This is a genomic window from Streptomyces sp. NPDC086766, assembly GCF_044746005.1.
Lineage (GTDB): Bacteria > Actinomycetota > Actinomycetes > Streptomycetales > Streptomycetaceae > Streptomyces.
The window spans coordinates 98,307-114,530 of sequence record NZ_JBIVBI010000012.1; the positions used below are offsets into that span (position 1 = coordinate 98,307).

The 16,224-nt window shown below is 72.6% G+C and carries 14 protein-coding genes and 1 riboswitch; of the genes, 7 read left to right on the forward strand and 7 right to left on the reverse strand.

What is annotated here, in order from left to right; all coding sequences use genetic code 11:
* Positions 1–42: 42 nt before the first annotated feature.
* Together ACIPM1_RS22355 and ACIPM1_RS22360 are read left to right on the forward strand one after the other, a co-directional pair.
* Complete coding sequence (locus ACIPM1_RS22355; protein ID WP_402437261.1) at positions 43–1,971, forward strand: 2-oxoacid:acceptor oxidoreductase subunit alpha; 1,929 nt, start codon at positions 43–45, stop codon at positions 1,969–1,971.
* Positions 1,964–3,043 carry a 2-oxoacid:ferredoxin oxidoreductase subunit beta gene (locus tag ACIPM1_RS22360; protein ID WP_402437263.1) on the forward strand — a complete coding sequence of 360 codons (1,080 nt, stop codon included), beginning with the start codon at positions 1,964–1,966 and terminating at the stop codon, positions 3,041–3,043. The genes ACIPM1_RS22355 and ACIPM1_RS22360 overlap by 8 nt, the downstream gene beginning before the upstream one ends.
* A 16-nt stretch (positions 3,044–3,059) precedes the next feature.
* Here ACIPM1_RS22360 and ACIPM1_RS22365 read toward each other — a convergent pair whose 3' ends face one another.
* The gene (locus ACIPM1_RS22365) at positions 3,060–3,479 is read right to left on the reverse strand and encodes a winged helix-turn-helix transcriptional regulator (RefSeq protein WP_402437265.1); all 420 of its coding nucleotides are present in this window, start codon (positions 3,477–3,479) and stop codon (positions 3,060–3,062) included.
* 91 nt (positions 3,480–3,570) lie between these two features.
* Between ACIPM1_RS22365 and ACIPM1_RS22370 the strand changes: the two genes are divergently transcribed.
* The 3 genes from ACIPM1_RS22370 (at position 3,571) to ACIPM1_RS22380 (ending at position 6,316) form a co-directional block, all read left to right on the forward strand.
* Positions 3,571–4,425, forward strand: coding sequence for an SDR family oxidoreductase (locus ACIPM1_RS22370; protein WP_402437267.1), 855 nt, complete (start codon positions 3,571–3,573; stop codon positions 4,423–4,425).
* Between the two features lie 139 nt (positions 4,426–4,564).
* On the forward strand, positions 4,565–5,713 hold the full coding sequence (rarD, locus tag ACIPM1_RS22375; protein WP_402437269.1) for an EamA family transporter RarD: 1,149 nt from the start codon (positions 4,565–4,567) through the stop codon (positions 5,711–5,713).
* A gap of 132 nt (positions 5,714–5,845) precedes the next feature.
* Entirely contained in the window at positions 5,846–6,316 is a 471-nt protein-coding gene (locus ACIPM1_RS22380; protein WP_402437271.1) for a VOC family protein, read from the forward strand.
* A 72-nt stretch (positions 6,317–6,388) separates the two neighbouring features.
* Here the strand turns inward: ACIPM1_RS22380 and ACIPM1_RS22385 are convergent, their stop codons facing one another.
* Positions 6,389–7,936: a tetratricopeptide repeat protein gene (locus tag ACIPM1_RS22385; protein WP_402437273.1), complete on the reverse strand. Its 1,548-nt coding sequence runs from the start codon at positions 7,934–7,936 to the stop codon at positions 6,389–6,391.
* A 178-nt stretch (positions 7,937–8,114) separates the two neighbouring features.
* On the opposite strand from ACIPM1_RS22385, the gene ACIPM1_RS22390 reads away from it, so the two are divergent.
* Complete coding sequence (locus tag ACIPM1_RS22390; RefSeq protein ID WP_402437275.1) at positions 8,115–8,633, forward strand: DUF6668 family protein; 519 nt, start codon at positions 8,115–8,117, stop codon at positions 8,631–8,633.
* A gap of 33 nt (positions 8,634–8,666) precedes the next feature.
* Here the strand turns inward: ACIPM1_RS22390 and ACIPM1_RS22395 are convergent, their stop codons facing one another.
* The 4 genes from ACIPM1_RS22395 to ACIPM1_RS22410 all read right to left on the reverse strand — a co-directional run bounded on the left by ACIPM1_RS22395 (position 8,667) and on the right by ACIPM1_RS22410 (position 13,540).
* A complete protein-coding gene (locus ACIPM1_RS22395; protein WP_402437277.1) occupies positions 8,667–9,665 on the reverse strand; it encodes an ABC transporter permease in 999 nt (332 codons plus the stop codon).
* The gene (locus ACIPM1_RS22400) at positions 9,652–10,707 is read right to left on the reverse strand and encodes an ABC transporter ATP-binding protein (protein ID WP_402437279.1); all 1,056 of its coding nucleotides are present in this window, start codon (positions 10,705–10,707) and stop codon (positions 9,652–9,654) included. The genes ACIPM1_RS22395 and ACIPM1_RS22400 overlap by 14 nt, the downstream gene beginning before the upstream one ends.
* A gap of 40 nt (positions 10,708–10,747) precedes the next feature.
* Positions 10,748–11,992, reverse strand: coding sequence for an outer membrane lipoprotein carrier protein LolA (locus ACIPM1_RS22405; protein ID WP_402437281.1), 1,245 nt, complete (start codon positions 11,990–11,992; stop codon positions 10,748–10,750).
* 537 nt (positions 11,993–12,529) lie between these two features.
* Positions 12,530–13,540 (reverse strand): polyprenyl synthetase family protein, encoded by a 1,011-nt coding sequence (locus tag ACIPM1_RS22410; RefSeq protein WP_402437283.1) that lies wholly within the window; start codon positions 13,538–13,540, stop codon positions 12,530–12,532.
* A gap of 701 nt (positions 13,541–14,241) precedes the next feature.
* Positions 14,242–14,370: riboswitch (cyclic di-AMP (ydaO/yuaA leader) on the forward strand.
* Between the two features lie 4 nt (positions 14,371–14,374).
* Here ACIPM1_RS22410 and ACIPM1_RS22415 point away from each other — a divergent pair.
* Positions 14,375–14,860, forward strand: coding sequence for a transglycosylase SLT domain-containing protein (locus ACIPM1_RS22415; RefSeq protein WP_402437285.1), 486 nt, complete (start codon positions 14,375–14,377; stop codon positions 14,858–14,860).
* A gap of 107 nt (positions 14,861–14,967) precedes the next feature.
* Here ACIPM1_RS22415 and ACIPM1_RS22420 read toward each other — a convergent pair whose 3' ends face one another.
* Complete coding sequence (locus tag ACIPM1_RS22420; protein ID WP_402437286.1) at positions 14,968–15,780, reverse strand: HAD family hydrolase; 813 nt, start codon at positions 15,778–15,780, stop codon at positions 14,968–14,970.
* Between the last annotated feature and the right edge of the window lie 444 nt (positions 15,781–16,224).

The following is a 16,224-nucleotide window of genomic DNA, read 5'->3' on the forward strand; positions in this document are numbered from 1 at the left end:
AAGGCCGCTCCCGCACAGCCGCCTCGAAGGAGGTCCAGTTCAGTGACCAGCCAGGTCAGCAGTCCAGCGGAGCAGGCCGACGGAGCCGTCGTGGGAGAGCAGCGCGGGGCGGCCGGGACGAAGGACGTCCGGCGTCTGGACCGGGTGATCATCCGGTTCGCGGGCGACTCGGGTGACGGTATGCAGCTCACGGGTGACCGTTTCACCTCCGAGACCGCGTCCTTCGGGAACGACCTGTCGACGCTGCCGAACTTCCCGGCCGAGATCCGGGCGCCCGCCGGCACCCTGCCGGGCGTGTCGTCCTTCCAGTTGCACTTCGCCGACCACGACATCCTCACCCCGGGCGACGCGCCGAACGTACTGGTCGCGATGAACCCGGCCGCCCTGAAGGCCAACATCGGGGACCTGCCGCGCGGCGCGGAGATCATCGTCAACACCGACGAGTTCACCAAGCGCGCGATGCAGAAGGTCGGCTACGCCGCCTCCCCGCTGGAGGACGGCTCGCTCGACGGCTACCACCTCCACCCGGTGCCGCTGACCACGCTGACGGTCGAGGCGCTGAAGGAGTTCGAGCTCAGCCGCAAGGAGGCCGAGCGCAGCAAGAACATGTTCGCGCTGGGCCTGCTGAGCTGGATGTACCACCGGCCCACCGAGGGCACCGAGAAGTTCCTGAAGTCGAAGTTCGCCAAGAAGCCGGACATCGCGGCCGCCAACATCGCCGCCTTCCGCGCGGGCTGGAACTTCGGCGAGACGACGGAGGACTTCGCGGTCTCCTACGAGGTCGCCCCCGCCGCCCAGGCCTTCCCGGTGGGCACCTACCGCAACATCTCCGGCAACCTGGCCCTGGCCTACGGTCTGGTCGCCGCCTCCCGCCAGGCGGACCTGCCGCTGTTCCTGGGCTCGTACCCGATCACCCCGGCCTCGGACATCCTGCACGAGCTGTCCAAGCACAAGAACTTCGGTGTGCGGACCTTCCAGGCCGAGGACGAGATCGCCGGCATCGGCGCGGCGCTGGGCGCGGCCTTCGGCGGTTCGCTCGCGGTGACGACCACGTCCGGGCCGGGAGTCGCGCTGAAGAGCGAGACGATCGGCCTCGCGGTGTCGCTGGAGCTGCCGCTGCTGGTGATCGACATCCAGCGGGGCGGACCGTCGACGGGCCTGCCCACCAAGACCGAGCAGGCGGACCTGCTGCAGGCGATGTACGGCCGCAACGGCGAGGCCCCGGTCCCGGTGGTCGCCCCCCGCACCCCGGCCGACTGCTTCGACGCGGCGCTGGAGGCGGCCCGGATCGCGCTGACCTACCGCACCCCGGTGATGCTGCTGTCCGACGGCTACCTGGCCAACGGCTCCGAGCCGTGGCGCATCCCCGAGCTGGACGAGCTGCCCGACCTGCGGGTGCAGTTCGCGCAGGGCCCGAACCACACCCTCGCCGACGGCACCGAGGTGTTCTGGCCGTACAAGCGGGACGCCAGGACGCTGGCCCGCCCGTGGGCGATCCCGGGCACCCCGGGCCTGGAGCACCGCATCGGCGGCATCGAGAAGCAGGACGGCACGGGCAACATCTCCTACGACCCGGCCAACCACGACTTCATGGTGCGCACCCGTCAGGCCAAGGTCGACGGCATCGAGGTGCCCGACGTGGAGGTCGACGACCCCCACGAGGCGCGCACCCTGGTGCTCGGCTGGGGCTCGACGTACGGCCCGATCACGGCCGCAGTGCGCCGGCTGCGGGCGGCCGGGGAGTCCGTCGCCCAGGCGCACCTGCGCCACCTCAACCCCTTCCCGAAGAACCTCGGCGCGGTCCTGAGGCGCTACGACAAGGTGGTGATCCCCGAGATGAACCTCGGGCAGCTCGCCACACTCGTGCGGGCGAAGTACCTGGTGGACGCGCACTCGTACAACCAGGTGAACGGCATGCCGTTCAAGGCGGAGCAGCTCGCCAAGGCTCTCAAGGAGGCCATCGATGGCTGAGACGTCCATGGAAGGCACGGGCACGGTCGAGGCGCTCACCCTGGTGCCCAAGGCCGAGGCCAGGCAGTCCATGAAGGACTTCAAGTCGGACCAGGAAGTGCGCTGGTGCCCCGGCTGCGGCGACTACGCGATCCTGGCGGCGGTCCAGGGCTTCATGCCGGAGCTGGGCCTGGCCAGGGAGAACGTCGTCTTCGTCTCCGGCATCGGCTGCTCCTCCCGGTTCCCGTACTACATGAACACCTACGGGATGCACTCCATCCACGGCCGCGCGCCCGCCATCGCCACGGGCCTCGCGACCTCGCGGCGCGACCTGAGCGTCTGGGTGGTCACCGGTGACGGCGACGCGCTGTCCATCGGCGGCAACCACCTCATCCACGCCCTGCGCCGCAACGTCAACCTGAAGATCCTGCTGTTCAACAACCGGATCTACGGCCTGACCAAGGGCCAGTACTCCCCGACCTCCGAGGTCGGCAAGATCACCAAGTCGACGCCGATGGGCTCGCTGGACGCGCCCTTCAACCCGGTCTCGCTGGCGATCGGCGCGGAGGCGTCCTTCGTGGCCCGCACCATCGACTCCGACCGCAAGCACCTGACGGAGGTGCTGCGCGCCGCGGCCGCGCATCCGGGCACCGCGCTGATCGAGATCTACCAGAACTGCAACATCTTCAACGACGGCGCCTTCGACGCCCTGAAGGACCGGCAGCGGGCCGAGGAGGCCCTGATCCGGCTGGAGCACGGGCAGCCGATCCGATTCGGCGCCGACGGCGCGCGCGGTGTCGTACGGGACCGGCAGACCGGCGATCTCAGGGTCGTCACCGTCACCGCGGACAACGAGGCCGACGTCCTGGTCCACGACGCCCACGCGGACTCGCCGACCACGGCGTTCGCGCTGTCGCGGCTCGCCGACCCGGACACGCTGCACCACACCCCGATCGGCGTCTTCCGGTCCGTCGACCGCCCGGTCTACGACACGGCGATGGCCGACCAGCTGGACACGGCGATCGAACAGCGCGGCAAGGGCGACCTGGCCGCGCTGCTGGCCGGCGGCGACACCTGGACGGTCGTCGGCTGAGCGCGTCGGCTCCTCGTCACGAGGCCCGGGCCCCAGCCGCCCGGGCCTCGTCGTATGCCCGGCGCGCCTGCTCCACGTCTGTCAGACGGTCCTCGGTCCAGCGCGCCAGTGCCAGCACGTGCTCGGCCGCCTCGCGGCCGAGACGGGTGAGGGAGTAGTCGACGCGCGGCGGGATGACGGGCTTGGCGTCCCGGTGGACCAGGCCGTCGCGCTCCAGGGTCTGGAGCGTCTGGGTCAGCATCTTCTCGCTGACGGTCCGCCCGCGTCCCCGGCCGACCGCCCGGCGCAGCTCACCGAAGCGGCGGGGCCGCTCCAGCAGCTCGATCAGGACGAGCACGCCCCAGCGGCTGGTGACGTGGTCCAGGACCAGGCGGTGGGGGCACATCGCCGCGTCGCCGTCGCGCCCCGCATCCCTTGTCAGGGTACTTACTGTCATGCCAGTACCTTACTTCAAAGTGGGTACTTTCTCAGAGTTAGCGCATCTCCTAGGGTGAGTGTCAGACACCCCCTTCAAGGAGATTTCCGTCATGAGCATCGTCGTCACCGGAGCCACCGGACACCTCGGCCGCCTCGTCGTCGAGCAGCTGCTGGAGAAGGTCCCGGCCGGACACGTCACCGCGGTCGTCCGCTCCCCCGAGAAGGCCGCCGGCCTCGCGGAGCGGGGCGTGCGGATCGCGGTCGCCGACTACAACGCGCCGGAGACCTTCGACGGCCTGTTCGCGGCCGGCGACAAGGTCCTGCTCGTCTCCGGCAACGAGATCACCGAGGACCGGGTCCGGCAGCACCGTGTCGTCATCGACGCCGCCAAGGCGGCCGGCGTAGCGCTGCTCGCGTACACCAGCGCGCCCGGCACCCTGCGGGCCGCCCTCGCCGACGACCACCGCGGCACCGAGCAGGCGCTGAAGGCCTCCGGCCTGCCGTACTCGCTGCTGCGCAACGGCTGGTACCACGAGAACTACACCGAGCAGCTCGCCCCGGCGCTCGCGCACGGCGCCCTCGTGCACGCCGCCGGAGAGGGCCGGGTCTCCTCCGCCGCCCGCGCCGACTACGCGGCCGCCGCGGTGGCGGTGCTGACCGGCGAGGGCCACGAGAACACGACGTACGAGCTGGGCGGGGACGAGGCGTGGAGCTTCGGCGAGTTCGCCGCCGAGCTGAGCCGGCAGGCCGGCCGGGAGATCGTGTACACCCCGGTCTCCGTCGCGGAGTACGAGGCGGTCCTGACCGGCGCCGGGCTGCCCGCGCCGCTCGCCGCGATCCTGGCGGGCGTGGACGCCCACATCGAGAAGGGCGAGCTGGTCGTCGGCTCCGGGGACCTGTCCCGTCTGATCGGCCGGCCGGCCACTCCGGTCGCCGAGGCGATCACCGCCGCGCTCAAGGGCTGACCTCCCCCGGCGGCACCCTCGGGCCTCCCTTCCCCTGCCTGTCATGACCGTATGGCGATACGGGCATGACAGGCGGGGGTGTTCGGCGTTACCTTCGTCCTTGCTGCACGGGACGCAGTCACGCACGAAGGAGGGGCCCGTGTCCGAGAGGTCGAGCGGGGAGCGGCGCACAGGACTGCTGAACGGCTTCGCGGCCTACGGGATGTGGGGGCTCGTCCCCCTGTTCTGGCCCCTGCTGAAGCCGGCCGGGGCGGCGGAGATCCTCGCCCACCGGATGGTGTGGTCCCTCGCGTTCGTCGCCGTCGCGCTGCTGGCCGTACGGCGCTGGGCCTGGGCCGGCGAGCTGCTGCGGCAGCCGCGCCGGCTGGCACTCGTCGTCCTGGCGGCCGGGGTGATCACCGTCAACTGGGGCGTCTACATCTGGGCCGTCAACAGCGGCCATGTCGTCGAGGCCTCCCTCGGCTACTTCATCAACCCCCTGGTCACCATCGCCATGGGCGTCCTGATCCTCAAGGAGCGGCTGCGGCCCGTGCAGTGGGCGGCGGTCGGCGTCGGCCTCGCGGCCGTGCTCACGCTCACCGTCGGGTACGGCCGTCCGCCGTGGATCTCCCTGTGCCTCGCCTTCTCCTTCGCCACCTACGGCCTGGTGAAGAAGAAGGTCAACCTCGGCGGCGTCGAGTCGCTGGCCGCCGAGACCGCGATCCAGTTCCTGCCCGCGCTCGGCTATCTGCTGTGGCTGAGCGCCCAGGGCCGCTCGACCTTCGCCGCCGAGGGCGCCGGGCACGCCGCCCTGCTCGCCTCGACCGGCTTCGTCACCGCGCTGCCCCTGGTCCTCTTCGGCGCCGCCGCGATCCGCGTGCCGCTGTCGACGCTGGGTCTGCTCCAGTACCTCGCGCCGGTCTTCCAGTTCCTGCTGGGCATCCTCTACTTCCACGAGTCCATGCCCGTCGAGCGCTGGGCCGGGTTCGCCCTGGTGTGGCTGGCGCTGTCCCTGCTGACCTGGGACGGGCTGCGCGCCGCACGCCGGGCGGCCCGGCTCCGGGCGACGCTCGGCATCCCGCCGCGGACGGTGGCGGGGTCCGCGGTGGCGGGGTCCCCGGTGGCCTCCGGGGCGGCGGACACCCTGCCGGCATCCGCCGTGGTGGCCGCGCAGGTGGTCCCGGGAGCGGTGGCCCCGGAGCCGGGCCTGGGGGCGGTCCCCGCCCAGGCGGGCCCGGGGGCGGTTGCCGGTGAGCCGGGTACGGGGCCGGTGGCCGCCGGGTCGGGGGCCGACCCGGCGGAAGCGTAGAGAGCGTCTGCCCGCGTCTGCCCGGGGGCGGGCCGCCCGGTAGGGCTGCCCTCGCAGGAGTGCGGTGTCAGGGCGGGTGGGATTCCGGCGTTTCCCTGGTCCGCGGCTCACGCAACCCATATGACTGGTGACATGACTCAGACGCCCGCGGCGACCCCGCTGCACTGGAAACCCGTCATCGACGCCGCCGACCCGCACGCGCAGGCCGACTTCTGGGCCGGCGCGCTGCACTACGAGGTCGAGGACAACAGCGCGCTCGTCGAACGGCTGCTGGAACTCGGCGCGCTGCCGGGCGCGGCCACCGTGGAGTTCCACGGCCGCGCCGCCTTCCGGGACCTGGTCGGTGTACGCCATCCCGACGACCCCTACGACCAGGAGCGGGGCACCGGACTGGGGCGGCGGCTGCTGTTCCAGCGCGTGCCGGAGCCCAAGAGCGGCAAGAACCGGCTCCACCTCGACCTGCACCCCGGCGAGGGCCGGCGCGCGGAGGAGGTGGAGCGGCTGGAGAAGCTCGGGGCGAGCGTGCTGCGGCACGTGCGGGAGCCCGCCGGGGAGTGGGTGGTCATGGCGGACCCGGAGGGCAACGAGTTCTGCGTGTGCTGACGAGGTCGGTGTGAGCCGTCGGGTTCCGCGCGAGCCGACGAGATCCTTCCGCGCCGAGGGCGCGGGGCCGGGTCAGGGCGCCGGGGACGCCCCCCTGCGGGCCCGTTCGGCGAGGCGTCCCATGCGGGCGCGGGCCGACTCCAGTTGCTCGATGTCGTCGGCGGCCGGACCGTCCTCGACGGTGAGTTCGGTCCACAGCCCGATCAGGTCGCGGCCGAGCCGCAGGCCCTGCTCGGGGTCACGGACCGCGCGCCAGGCGGCGGCCGCGCTCTGCACGTTGCCGTAGGCGGCCTCCGCGTCGCCGGCGCGGCGCCGGATGCGGGCCAGGTCGAGGGACAGGCCGAACGAGCGGACCGGGTCGGTCGCCAGATAGGCGATGTACGCGGTGAGCTCGCGCAGGCGCAGCACCTCGGCGTGCTCCGGGCCGAGCGTGGCCGACGACTCCGAGACGGCGCGCTCGGCCAGCGTCGCCGCTTCCTCGATCCGGCCCGACTTCACGGCCTCGTTGATCTGCGCCATGGGCTCGGCGAGCAGGACGGTACCGCCCTCCCCGGCCGCGGTCCTGGGATCGTCCCCGAGCACCGCTTCGGCCACGGCGTCGAAACCGCGGGCGGGGGTGGGCTTGGGGTCGAAGTCGGGGTCGGAAGCGGCTTCGGGCTCGGGCTTGGAGGCGGCTTCGGGTACGGCTCCGAGTTCGGGTGCGGGTGCGGGTACGCGCTCGGGCTGAGCGGCGGGGATGGGGCCAGGTTCCCGGGCGGACGGCTTGGCGGGCGGCGTCGGTGCGGGCGCGGGGCCGGTTGTGGGGGTGGGCCGCGCGTCCATCACCGGGGGCGGCCCGAACTGCCCGGTCGGGGCGCTCACGGTGCCGGAGTCCGGCCGGTCGGTCGGCGTGCCACCCGTGCCGGAGTCCGGCCGGCCGGTCGGCTCCGGTATGGCCCGCAGCGGGAAGGTCGGCGCGGGTTCGGCGGACGGCTGCGGCTCGGGCACCGCCCGCAGCGGGAAGGTACGGGGCGTCTCACCCCGCGGCTCCGGCACCGCCCGCAGCGGGAACGTGGGGGCGGACTCCCGCACCGGCTCCGGCACCTTCCGCAAGAGGTGTGTACGCCGATCGGTCGACGACCGCGTCGCGTCCGGGACGGGCTCGGACTCGGGCTCGGGCTCGGGCTCCTCGAGCGAGGGGCCGGGAGCGCCGGAGGGCGTGGCAGAACCGGACGACGGCACGGGCGGCGCGGTCCCCTCGTATGGCGCGGCGGGCGCCGGGGCGGCCGTAGGGGAGACCGGCCTCGGGGGACGCGGCGGTTGGGGCGGGGTGGTGCGCAGGGGCTCGGCGGTGAAGGCGCTGGAGCCGTCGCTCTGGACGCGCAGGGGGACGACGTAGCCGATGCGTTCGTCGGTGACCGTGGCGAGGACGGGGTGGCCGGTGGCGAGGGCGAGGCGGTGCAGGTGGTTCAGGACGGCGTGCTGGACCTCCTCGCCGGCGGCGGGACGGACCGGTACGCCTCCGACCGAGGCTCCCGCGCCGTCCGCGGGCACGTGCACGGAGATCGGCGTGGCCGCGGGTGCCGCCGCACGGGCGGCACGCTTCAGTTCCCGCTTCTTCTCGCGGCTCAGTCGAGACATCGGCTCCCTCACTCGGATGCGCGCGATCCGGTCGTACGCGTACTGTCGAGTCTCTCCGCTCGCCTGCGGTTCTCACGTCACCACGACGTCACAGACTCGCACCAGGAACTCCGCCGCCGTGTCGTCGGTAACGCGCCGAGCGTGAAGATCGTCGGGATGACGGAGGAGGGGAACGGGCATGGGGACAGGCGTGCAGCAGGGACCGGAGGTCTGGATTCGCGGGCCGGTGGCCGGAGCCGGCGCCCGGGAGGGTGCGCCCGAACGGCCTGCCGGCGGCCCGGTCACGCCCCGGCGCTTCTCGTGGGTGGCCACCCACGGCGGCGCGGGCACGACCACGCTGGCGGCGGTGTACGGCGGTCACGACTGCGGGCGCGGCTGGCCCGGCCCCGACGCCCCCCGCTCGGTGCTGCTCGTCGCCCGGACGCACGCGGCCGGGCTGGACGCCGTGATCCGGACCCTGGAGGTGTTCCGCCGGGGCGAGGCACCGGCCGGGCTGGATCTGGACGCCGTCGTCCTGGTCGCGGACGCGCCGGGGCGGCTGCCGCGGCAGCTCGCGCAGCGCGTGAAACCGATCGAGGCCGTCATCGACGTGTACCGCGTCCCGTGGGTGCCGGCCTGGCGCGTGGGCGAGCTCGGCGGGCAGCCGCCGCGCGAGACGGAGGCGCTGACCCGCCTCACGGGAACGGTGACGCGGTGACGCCCTCCGCGATGACGTCCGGCGTGGTGGCGCCTACGCGGGGATGTCCTTCGCCGTGAAGCGCGCCCAGGCCGCCGAGCCGAACACGGCCGCGTACACGGCCTGCAACTGAAGGTTCTTCACCAGGTCGTCCCAGTAGACCGGATCGCGCATCAGGTCGGCGAAGGACAGCCAGTAGTGCGGGAAGAGGTACGGCTGGATCGCGTGGAGCTGCGGGATCTGGTCGACGATCTGCACGGTGATCAGCAGCCCCACGGTCGTCGCCATCGCCGCGATGCCGCTGTCGGTCAGGGACGAGACGAACAGCCCGAGGGCCGCGACACCGGTCAGGGAAGCCGCGACGGCCAGGGCGATCAGCAGGGCCCGGCCCAGGCCCTCGGCGAAGTCGATCTGGGTGCCCGAGATGGTGGTGAGCTCGCCGAGCGGGAAGAGCAGCGCGCCGACGGTGAGCGCCGAGACGGCGACGACGAGCGTGGCGACCAGGCAGAAGGCCATCGTCGTGGCGTACTTGGTGAGCAGCAGGCGGGTGCGGCCGGCCGGGGCGACCAGGAGGTAGCGCAGCGTCCCCGCGTTCGCCTCGCCGGCGATCGCGTCGCCCGCGACCACGCCGACGGCCATCGGCAGGAAGAACGGCAGGGTCGCCGCCAGCGCGGTGAAGACCAGGAACAGGCCGTTGTTGGTGACCTGCGCGATGAACGCCGGGCCCTGACCGCCCCCGCGCCCGGCCGGGGCACCGTCCCTCGTCTCGATCCGGACGGCGATCCCGACCAGGACCGGTACGGCCGCGAGCACGCCCAGCAGGGCGAGGGTGCGCCAGCGCCGGAAGGTGGTGACCAGCTCGCTGCGCAGCAGCCCGAGCGTCCACAGCGGGTGCGGAGCGCGGTCCTCTGTCCCGGCCGGCCCTCCGGGTGTCCCGGCAGCGCCACCGGGGCGCTCGACCGGTCCTCCCGGTGTCGCGGGAGGCCCTTCGGCGGTCTCGGCAGGTCCTCCGGGTGTTTCGGCCGTCTCCGGCGGTGTGTCAGCCCGCGACATCGAACCCCTCCCCCGTGAGGGCCACGAACGCGTCCTCCAGGGAGGCGCGTTCGAGGCCGAAGCCGCGGACGCGCACGCCCGCCGCGACCAGCGCCGCGTTCAGCTCGGCGAGGTCGCGGTCCGGCGGTTCACCGGTGACCCGGTCGCCGTCGGCGACCACGTCGCCGACCCCCTGCTCCTTCAGCACCCGGGTCGCGTCCCCGGTGTCGGGCGTGGTCACCACGAGCCGGCCCCGCAGCCCGGCGGCCAGCTCGGCCACCCGGCCCTGCGTCACCAGTCTGCCCCGGGCCATGACGGCCGCATGGGTGCACACCTGCTCGATCTCGTCCAGCAGGTGGGAGGAGAGGAAGACGGTCGTGCCGTCGCAGGCCAGTTCCCGGACCAGGGAGCGGATCTCGCGCATCCCCTGCGGGTCCAGGCCGTTGGTCGGCTCGTCCAGGACGAGCAGTTTCCGGGGCCGGAGCAGCGCGGCCGCCAGCCCGAGGCGCTGCTTCATGCCGAGGGAGTACGCCCTGGCCTTCCTGCCGGCCGCCGCCGTCAGCCCCACCCGGTCCAGGGCGGCGGCGACCCGCGCAGGCCGGGTGCGCGGGTCGGCGGACGGGTCGGCGGCGTCGTAGCGCAGCAGGTTGTCCCGGCCGGAGAGGAAGCCGTACAGCGCGGGCCCTTCGATCAGGGCTCCGACGTGCGGCAGCACGGCCCGCGTGGACCGGGGCATCGGGCGGCCCAGGACGCGTGCCGTGCCGGAGGTGGGCTCGATCAGCCCCATCAGCATGCGGATGGTGGTGGTCTTGCCCGAGCCGTTCGGGCCGAGGAAGCCGAAGACGCTGCCCGCCGGGACGGTCAGGTCGAGACCGTCGACGGCGAGTTGTCCACCGCGGTAGCGCTTGGTGAGGCCGCGGGTGTGGATGACGCTCGGCCCCGCGGCCCCCTCCTCCGCCTCCGGCCCCGCGGCCCCCGGCTCCGCGTCCGGACCCGGGACGGGCGGACGGGCCGAGGGGCCGGTCGGCGGGCCGGCGAGCGGCTTGGCGGACGCCTCGTCCATCGGCTCCCTCGATTCGTCGTGCCCGTGTGCCGGACGGTCACTACCCGGCGTTCGCCGCCTTCACCAGTGCGCCCTTGGTGACGGCACCGACGTAGACCTTGCCGTCGTCCGTGATCAGCGCGTTGATCAGGCGCGTGGAGAAGACCGTGCCCTTGCCGAACTTGCCGGTCACCTGGTCGCCCAGCGAGCCGAGCATGCCGCCGAGGTCTCCGCTGCCGGAGCCCGAGGGGGCACCGCCCTTGCCGCCCTTGCCGCCGGTGTCGAAGGTGGCGATGGAGTTCCAGCCCTTGCCGAGCACCTTCGGGCCCTCCTTGGCGAAGTCCTCCCGGCCGCCCTTGGCGAGGTCCTTCTGCGAGGGCATTCCGGGCAGGAGGCCGTGCCCGGGCGCCTTGGCGCCGTCGTGCGGCGCGTCCTTCTCGTCGGTGACCTTCGCGCCCTTGGGCGGGGTGAAGGCGAAGGTCGAGGCGGCCGGCCTGGCGAAGCTCACCTGGGTGAAGCCCGCGTCCACGACGGCGGCCCCGCCGCTCGCCGGCGTCAGCGTGAACTTCAGCGGCAGCCCGGTCTTCGCGTCCACCGCGATGCTGATCGCACCGACCGTGGTCCCGGACTGCTTCGGCTTCACGACCAGCTTGTAGGCGTCCCGGCCGGCCACCCGCGCGGTGCCGTCGACCGTCACCGACGTGGTGTCGTCGACCGACTTCAGGGCCTGGTCGGCGAAGTCCTTCGGCGTGGCGGGGACCTGGTCGTGCCGCTTGCCGCCGTCCTGGGAGGCCGTGCCGTGGTAGACCTCGTTCGACTTGCTGTCGTAGCCCCAGACGTCCTTGCCGTTGTGGATGAGGCTGTACTCGGCGGCGCGCTCGATCAGCGACACCTTCTGCCGGTCCTCGCCGTCGGACGCGACACGCAGGGTGTGCGTGCCGGAGGCCAGTTCGGTCAGCCTGGACGCCGGATCGGCCGACGACCCGTCACCGCCCCCGGCCGCGCGGGAGGCGAGGCCGCTCTCCAGGCCGCCCAGGTCCGGCAGACCGAGGTCCGTGCTGACCTTCACCGTCCCGGAGAGCCGCTGGACGTCCGACTTGGCGATTTTCTCGATGAGTTGCTGCGCGGTGATCTTCGGCAGGTCGGGGTCACCCGAGTCGGCGAGCGCCGGGACCAGCCCGATGGTCGCCGCCGCGACCCCCACCACCGCGGCCGGTACGACGTAGCGCGCGGCCCTGCGCCGTCCCGAGCGCAGTTCGTCGGCGTCCTCGATGCCGGTGCTGTCGTCGGATTCGTACGGTGCCATCTGTGCCTTACCTCCGTCGTCGGCGGCGGCTGTTCGTCCGCACTCTCCCCGGTGCTCCCGGCTTCGCGCGAGCGGAGCGGTGCGCCCACCACCCCGAGCCGCCATTCTCACCCGAATCGGTGAGGAGTGGTGTTGTCCGTGTGTTCCATCTGACCAAATCGGCCGTGAGGATGCGTCAGACCGCGGACTCAACTCCGCCTACGACTGGGGTATGACGCCGGAGGGCTCCGTCTCCGCCGCCCCGTAGGGGGTGGCACGGAGCGGCAGGGCGGGGTGGGAGCGAGGCGCCCCCGGGGCGGCGGGGACCGCCGACCGTGCCGGCGATCCCCGCGCCGGCTTCCCAGGCCTCGTCACGACCGTGCTGTCGCCCGTCACTCAGGGTGAGTACCGTGAGGGGCGCCGCACCGCGGGGACCTGCTGGGGCCGCGGGGCCCACGGGGTCGCAGAGTCTCGAGGTCGCAGAGCCCGGCAGGGCTGCGGGGGCACGGGGTCGCGGGACCGTGAGGTCGCGGGGTCCGCTGCGCGCGGGGAGCGACGCTAGCCGGCCCGGTGCACCACCGCGTCGCACAGCTCCATCAGCGCCGCCTTGGCGTCACACTCCCGCAGCGGGGCCAGCGCGGCCCGCGCGTCCTCCGCGTACCGCACGGTGTCCTTGCGGGCCTGCTCCAGCGCCGGGTGGGCGCGCAGGGCCGCCAGCGCCTCCGCGAGCCGGTCGTCGTCGGTCAGGTCGGAGTCCAGCAGCTCGCACAGCGCGACGTCCTCCGCCAGACCGAGCCGCGCCGCCCGCTCCCGCAACCGCAGCACCGGAAGCGTCGCGACCCCCTCCCGGAGGTCCGTCCCCGGCGTCTTGCCCGACTCGTGCGAGTCCGAGGCGATGTCCAGCACGTCGTCCGCCAGCTGGAAGGCGACGCCGAGCCGCTCCCCGTACTGCGTCAGCACGTCCACGACGTTCTCGTCGGCCCCGGACATCATCGCCCCGAACCGGCAGGACACCGCGACCAGCGATCCGGTCTTGCCGCTCAGCACGTCCAGGTAGTGGTCGACCGGGTCGCGGCCGTCCTGCGGTCCCGCCGTCTCCAGGATCTGCCCGGTGACCAGCCGCTCGAACGCCACGGCCTGCACGCGCACCGCCTCCGGACCGAGATCGGCGAGGATCTGCGAGGCCCGGGCGAACAGGAAGTCGCCGGTCAGGACGGCGACCGAGTTGCCCCAGCGGGTGTTCGCGCTGGCCACTCCACGGCGCACCGCGGCCTCGTCCATCACGTCGTCGTGGTACAGCGTCGCCAGGTGGGTGAGCTCCACGACCACGGCGGACGGCACGATCCCCGGCGCCTCCGGGTCACCGAACTGCGCCGCGAGCATCACGAGCAGCGGCCGGAACCGCTTCCCGCCCGCCCGTACGAGGTGCTGGGCGGCCTCCGTGATGAAGGGGACCTCGCTCTTGGTGGCCTCGAGCAGCCCTTCCTCGACAGCCGCCAATCCGGCCTGGACATCGGCTTCCAGAGCCTGGTCCCGCACGCTCAGCCCGAACGGCCCGACGACGGTCACGAGGGGTCTCCTGTCTGCTGGTGTCTGCTGGCGATTACACGGTTTGTCGATAGGTCGCTGCCCTCACTCAAGTCAGCGTATCCGGTCACGTTTCGATCACCGCTAGCGCCCACCGATACAGGCCAGGCGGTATCGGAGCACGCCCGGTATGCAAGTAATCCATTCATATGGACGCATAAATATAGATTCGCCCCTTTCGATCCCCGCACACCACGTTCATGCACACCCGTACGCCACCCTCCCGCCGAACGACTCACAGCGCGGCACCCTCGCGGCACCCGGGTGACACGCGACCCACCCGCCGACGGCTTCCGGTGACACCCGGACGGACACGCCCGGACGGAGTCCGATTAGTCCATCTTGATGCCCCAAGTCCCCTTGGCCTTAATTGCTCTTCGCCAACTTAAACCGTGAGTTGGGTCACACCCCTCCCCCGCCCTCACTCTGGCCGCATACCCGCACTTCGCCTTTCCTCACAGGCGAGTTGACCCTGTGCGTACGCAAAGGATCAAGCACCCCATTAGCCGCACATCAAGGTCAATAGGGACGAGCTGTGAATCGCCTACTTGTTCAGGACATGTGCTCTCGCATACGTTCCCGGCCACCGGGCGGACGCCGAATCCTGCCACCGCCCGCGAACCCATCGAACGAACCACGCATGGCAGGAGCGGGGGACCCAGGTAAGTCGCCGGGCCGGACGCGTACGTCGCACACCGTGTGCCGTACGCCGCGCCGGAACGGCTAGGGGTGAAGCCGTGCCCTCGGGGGCACGGCCGGGCGCCTCCCCGCCCGAACCCGACAGCTCACCTCGCAGGCGACGGAGAGGAATTCACCATGCCTGCCCAGGGTCTGCTCCGCCGTCCCCGCGCCGCCCGCATCGCCCGCGCCCTCGCCGCCGTCGGCACCGGTGCCGCCGTTCTCGCCCTCCCGCTCATCGGCGCGACCAACGCGTCCGCGGCCACCACCTCCGCCCCCGCCGCCGCGAGCACGCTCGCACACCCGAACAACCTCGACGGCTGGATCCGCGCGTCGCTCGCGATCATGGCCCAGAAGGGCATCCCGGGCACGTACAACGGCATCTACCGCAACGTCATGCGCGAGTCCTCCGGCAACCCGCTGGCCATCAACCTCTGGGACGCCAACGCGGCCGCCGGCATCCCGTCCAAGGGCCTGCTCCAAGTCATCGACCCGACGTTCGCCGCCTACCACGTGCCGGGCACGGCGTGGAACATCTACGACCCGGTCGCCAACATCACGGCCGCCTGTAAGTACGCGGCCACCCGCTACGGCTCCATCGACAACGTCTTCGGCGCCTACTGACGGACGCCGGTGGGCGCCCGGCGGCGCCCACCGGCCGACGGGGCACGCACCCAGCGGCACCCTGCGGCACCCAGGGTGCCGGCGGGCGGGCGGCCCTCCGGAAGCGGCTACCGCTCCGGGAACAACCGGTCGAGGACGACGGCGATGCCGTCGTCCTCGTTCGACAAGGTGATCTCGTCGGCGACCGCCTTGAGTTCGGGGTGGGCGTTGGCCATGGCGACACCGTGGGCGGCCCACTGGAACATGGGGATGTCGTTCGGCATGTCGCCGAAGGCGAGGGCGTGTTCGCGGCCCAGCCCCAGGTGTTCGGCGGCCATGGCCAGCCCGGTCGCCTTGGTGATGCCGCAGGGCTGGAGCTCGACGGTTCCCGGGCCCGACATGGTGACCGTCGCCAGGGAGCCGACCACCCCGCGCGCGACGGCCGCCAACTCGTCGTCGGACAGCACGGGATGGCGCAGCAGCACCTTGCTGATGGGGGCGCTCCACAGGTCGTCGCGCCGGTCCACCCGCACGGCGGGCAGCGTCGGGTGCGGCATGAGATACCCGGGCTCGATCAGCGTCAGCCCGTCCACCCCGTCCTGATCGACCGCCGCGTACACCTGCCCCACCTCGGCCTCGATCTTGCCGAGCGCGGTCTCGGCCTGCTCCCGGTCCAGGGTGACCGACCACAGCAGGCGGTCCGCCCCGGCGTCGTAGAGCTGCGCGCCCTGGCCGCACACCGCGAGGCCCGTGGCTCCCAGGGCGTCGAGCAGCGACCGCACCCTCGGCGCCGGCCGCCCGGTCACCACGAGGTGCCGGGCACCGGCGGCCGCCACCCGCGCGAGCGCGGCGAGGGACCGCTCGGACGGGGTGTCGTCGCCGCGCAGCAACGTTCCGTCCAGGTCAGTGGCGATGAGGGCGTATACGGGGGAGGCGGCCATGATCAGAGAATACGGATCCACCGCGACCCCGACTCGACGGGAACCGGACGACCACGGCGGCCGCCTCAGCCCTACCCGCACCTCCTGAAGTCCCCTGTACGCGGGGGTTCTTCACCCCGTGCCTGTCCGCGCGGCCGCGCTGGGCGCGAGGGGGACGCGACAGCGCCAGACGGTGAGCGTGAGCGAGATCACGGCATCCTTCCCCAGCACGTCGGCGGCATTCCTGGCCACGGGTCCCCCCACTGTGTCCCCCTACGGAACGGAGCCACCCCGTCCGCGCCCCCAAAGGGCGCTGAGCCGGAAGTGACTCCTCCGACAACCTCGAATCGGACATTGCAGACTCTTTAGGCACTGCCCAAGACGGCCGACTCGGCCGTAACGTGTGGCGCGACCACATGGAAGACGTCCCGTGCCCTGCGCACGAGAGAGCACGACACGAGAGAG